The sequence below is a fragment of the Candidatus Atribacteria bacterium genome (assembly GCA_011056645.1).
Classification (GTDB): Bacteria; Atribacterota; Phoenicimicrobiia; order Phoenicimicrobiales; family Phoenicimicrobiaceae; genus Sediminicultor; species Sediminicultor quartus.
Map to the genome: position 1 here is coordinate 1 of DSEL01000109.1, position 3,879 is coordinate 3,879.

A 3,879-nucleotide genomic window follows, 5' to 3' on the forward strand; every position below is an offset into this window, starting at 1 on the left:
AAATTACCATTTAAACAGTTCATAAAGATTAATTAAAATTAGAAGAAAATTTGGTTATATACTCATGTTTATAAACGTAAATAATTTTTTAATAAAAATTGAGGATTTATTTGATAGTCTTAAAATAAATAACGGAAAACTTATCGAGCATCAGCCCTTTGGCATTTTGCTGAAGGGCTTTTAATTTTTTTTAAATTATTTTTCAGAAAAAGAAGGATTCCTAAAGATTTATGTAGTATTAAAATATAGAAGGATATGAGAATTTTAGGTTATGAATAATTAGAAGAAAGATAAAAGAGATTATTAGAGAATTTTAAAATAAATAGTAAGTTCGGATATGAACGAGTTGTACGCAATGGCAGACAAGCTCATCTGTTCAGGGAAGTAAGGAATAGATTTAATGCTGAACTTCAAGATAATTAAGGAGGAAATAGAGAATGGCACAGAATCCTTTTATTGGCACCTGGAGACTGGTATCTTGTGAACTCAGGAGTGCGGATGGCCAGATCAGCTACCCATTCGGTCAAGATGCTGTGGGGTACATTATGTACAACGAGGATGGATACATGTCCGTAGCTATTATGGGAACCAACCGACCTACGTTTGCTTCTGGAGACATCAGGGGAGGAAGTACGGAGGAAAAGGTGGCAACCGCAGACACCTACCTCTCTTATTGTGGTCGGTATGAGCTTCAGAGAGACAAAGTCATTCATCACATCGAAGTCAGCTTCTTTCCCAATTGGGTTGATGTGGATCAAGAACGCATCTATGAATTTGATAGGGATAGACTGTCGTTAAGTACGCCTCCGTTTCTGGTAAGCGACATGCAGCAGACTGCACATCTGATCTGGGAACGTGTCTGAATGAATCTGGAAGTCCAATTCCATCTGCCACTGCACATAACACGGCATTGGCGGCTCGCTATCGCTTGCTCAAACCTTTCGGGCTTCGCCAATGCCGGGACCGTTAATATACAAGAGAAGTTGTACTATCTCAATAATCCGATAACCTCTTTTAAGTCTTGATATACCTTTTCAGTCTCTTCACTCCTGCAAAAAGTTCGATAATCGTTCTGTCTGCCAGGGGGAGCTTGCTAATTCCCAGCCCTTTGGCATTTATTGAAGGGCTTTTTTATTTTTACAAATTATTTTCCCGAAAAAGAAGGATTTTTATGAATTAATATTGTATATTGTAATTAAATAGCAATATTTCCTTACTCATTAAAATCTATTTACATCATTACCTATAATCAAGCAAGTTATCTTTTATGTTAGTTAAATTAATAGCAAATTCAATATATGTTTATGTGGTGTGCTATTATATAGCTTAATTGTCTCAAAACAGAAAAGGAAATTTTATCCATGATACATGCTTTAAAACAAATGTCTTCTGAGAAAAACTATGATTATATTATTGTCGGTTCAGGTCCTGGAGGTGCTACTCTGGCCAAAGAATTATCCGGGAAAACAAAAGATATTCTTATTGTAGAATACGGTCCAAGATTTACCAAGACAGGAGCTATAAGGGTTACCCCAATTTTTCTTAACAAAGAAAAGGTGCATCTGAAAACTGACGGAGGAATATGGGTTGGAAGAGCCCGTATTTTAGGTGGTTCTTCTTATGTAGCTATGGGAAATGCCGTCACCCCTCCCAAGAAGATATTTAAAGAATGGGGGATCGATCTATCCCAAGAGCTTGAATCTGCCAGAAAAGACTTGCGAGTCAATCCCATGCCTACTCATTTTATGGGAGAGGGTACCAAACGGATAAATGAAGCAGTTAAATCCCTGGGTTGGGAGATGAAGCCGACACCCAAATGTGTTGATTTCACTAAATGTCTAAATTGTGGTCAATGCATGTTTGGCTGTCCCACCGGGGCAAAATGGACTGCCTTGGAATTTATTGATGAAGCCACTGAAAATGGGGCAGACTTGCTCCTTGATACTGAAGTAACTGAGGTATTACACGAAAATGGAAGAGTAACCGGGATTAGGGCAACCAGAAAAGGAAATACATTTCAGATTTATGGAAAGAACATCATCCTATCAGCGGGTGCCCTTGAAACCCCGCGCATCTTACAGAACTCGGGTATCCCGGAGGCAGGGAAAGGTCTGGCTATGGATGTCTACCAGGCTACCTATGGGTATACCGAAGATGTCGGGATGAAAAACGAGATTATTCTTGGGACCTACTTGGAGCAATTAATTAAGGAGAAGGAATTTTTTGCAGCTACTTACATGTATATTCCCCTTTACCTGGTGAAAGATATCGAGGGATATGCTCCAGAAAAATTAAGTCTAGCAAATCAGATTAAAATTGTTTTTAAATCAAGAAGAATCAATGCCAGCAGGCTGATTGGTATGATGACCAAAATTCGTGATGAGATGAACGGGGAAGTCAGCAATGATGGAACCATCCGAAAAAACTTAACCAAAAAAGATAAAGAAAAGCTGGAGGAAGCTTATGAAATCAATAGGAAAATATTAATTGACGCAGGGGCAAATCCGAATACGATTTATAAGGGCAGTTATGAATCAGGACATCCCTGTTGTACCGCTCCCATCGGGAAGGTTGTCGATGAACATCAGGAAACACGAATTACAGGTTTATTTGTCAGCGATGCAAGTATCTTCCCAAGCCCGCTTGGAATGCCACCTATCTTGACGATTGTAGCTTTTTCCAAAAGATTAGCCAAGTATTTACTTTCTTAACAGACCTCAATTACTTCTTTCAATTTACGATATACTTTCTCCGTTTCATCGCCCATACAAAAGTTGCGAAAGTCGTCCTGTCTGGGGAGCTTGCTAATTCCCAGCCCTTTGGCAATTGCTGAGGGGCTTTTTATTTTTTTGAATTATTTTACAAAAAAAGAAGGATTTTTAATAAGTTGTGTAGTATAAATAAAATAGAAATAAAAAAATTAAGTAAGCGTATTTTTCATCTAAGCAGAATATCTATAATAATATGATACTAAAATAAAAAGCTATATTATCTCAGATTTAGCATAAGAGTAACACTCTTTCTCTATTCCAAGAGACCTACTAAGTAACACATCTTAACCATACTAACCATAAAACTACCCATCTTCTATGTTCACCTTACAAAAAACTTAATATCATATTTTGTATGAAGAGAACAGGAGAGAAATTTTCTTTTAATTTTAAAAGAAGAGAAGCCGAAAAAGAAAGGAAATTATCCCAAATCATGAGGGATAGATAGAAATAACCCCATATCAGATACGGGGTTCAAGAGTGGAGGTGAAGAATAAAATAGAGGTACTCTAAAAGTCTTGTAAGACAAGGGTTTCATAGTTTTCTGAATGGTACTAGCAGACTTAAAACAAGGGAGGTGATAAAAAATGGCTAAATTTTTACTTACTCACGCACTGCCATCACCAATACCGCTTGCTCAAGCCGAGGCAGTAGCAAAGGCAGCAAAAGCTCAGTCTAACTCAGATGCTTATTGGATTGGCAGCTGGGTTCAACTGGATGATAAAGGTGACATATCAAAAATAATCTGTGAATGGGATGCAAAAGATGTTGATTCATTAAACAAGCCCTTGAAACAAATTGTCAAAGCATTCCCTGGAATTCCCGTAGATGGGCCGTACCCAATGATGAAAGTAGACGGAGAGTCTTACAGATAATTTTCAACTTTTATACATACGTCACTTTTTATCTTTTGTTGTAAGAGATAATTTCTACCCCCTGCCTGTAATAGCAGGGGATAGAAATATATCACTCGTGTGGATTATTCATAATTTTTTCTTTAACTTTTATAACTAAAATCAATTCTGGATTTTTAATATTTCCTTACCCTTTATTTCCATAAGTATTCTTCACAATAAGTTAGTATTAAACAAAAAAAGCAGTATTAATC

Annotated in this window: 3 protein-coding genes; all 3 read left to right on the plus strand. The window is 37.0% G+C overall.

The window, feature by feature from the left end:
* Nucleotides 1–437: 437 nt before the first annotated feature.
* The 3 genes from ENO17_04550 to ENO17_04560 all read left to right on the plus strand — a co-directional run bounded on the left by ENO17_04550 (nucleotide 438) and on the right by ENO17_04560 (nucleotide 3,646).
* The gene (locus tag ENO17_04550) at nucleotides 438–863 is read left to right on the plus strand and encodes a lipocalin-like domain-containing protein (protein ID HER24304.1); all 426 of its coding nucleotides are present in this window, start codon (nucleotides 438–440) and stop codon (nucleotides 861–863) included.
* Between the two features lie 498 nt (nucleotides 864–1,361).
* On the plus strand, nucleotides 1,362–2,711 hold the full coding sequence (locus tag ENO17_04555) for a GMC family oxidoreductase (GenBank protein ID HER24305.1): 1,350 nt from the start codon (nucleotides 1,362–1,364) through the stop codon (nucleotides 2,709–2,711).
* 647 nt (nucleotides 2,712–3,358) lie between these two features.
* Nucleotides 3,359–3,646, plus strand: coding sequence for a hypothetical protein (locus ENO17_04560; GenBank protein ID HER24306.1), 288 nt, complete (start codon nucleotides 3,359–3,361; stop codon nucleotides 3,644–3,646).
* Nucleotides 3,647–3,879 lie beyond the last annotated feature (233 nt).

Bases quoted from the DNA above. Each gene is read 5' to 3' on its own strand.
- ENO17_04550 (HER24304.1), top strand. From the start codon at position 438: ATGGCACAGAATCCTTTTATTGGCACCTGGAGACTGGTATCTTGTGAA.
- ENO17_04555 (HER24305.1), top strand. From the start codon at position 1,362: ATGATACATGCTTTAAAACAAATGTCTTCTGAGAAAAACTATGATTAT.
- ENO17_04560 (HER24306.1), top strand. From the start codon at position 3,359: ATGGCTAAATTTTTACTTACTCACGCACTGCCATCACCAATACCGCTT.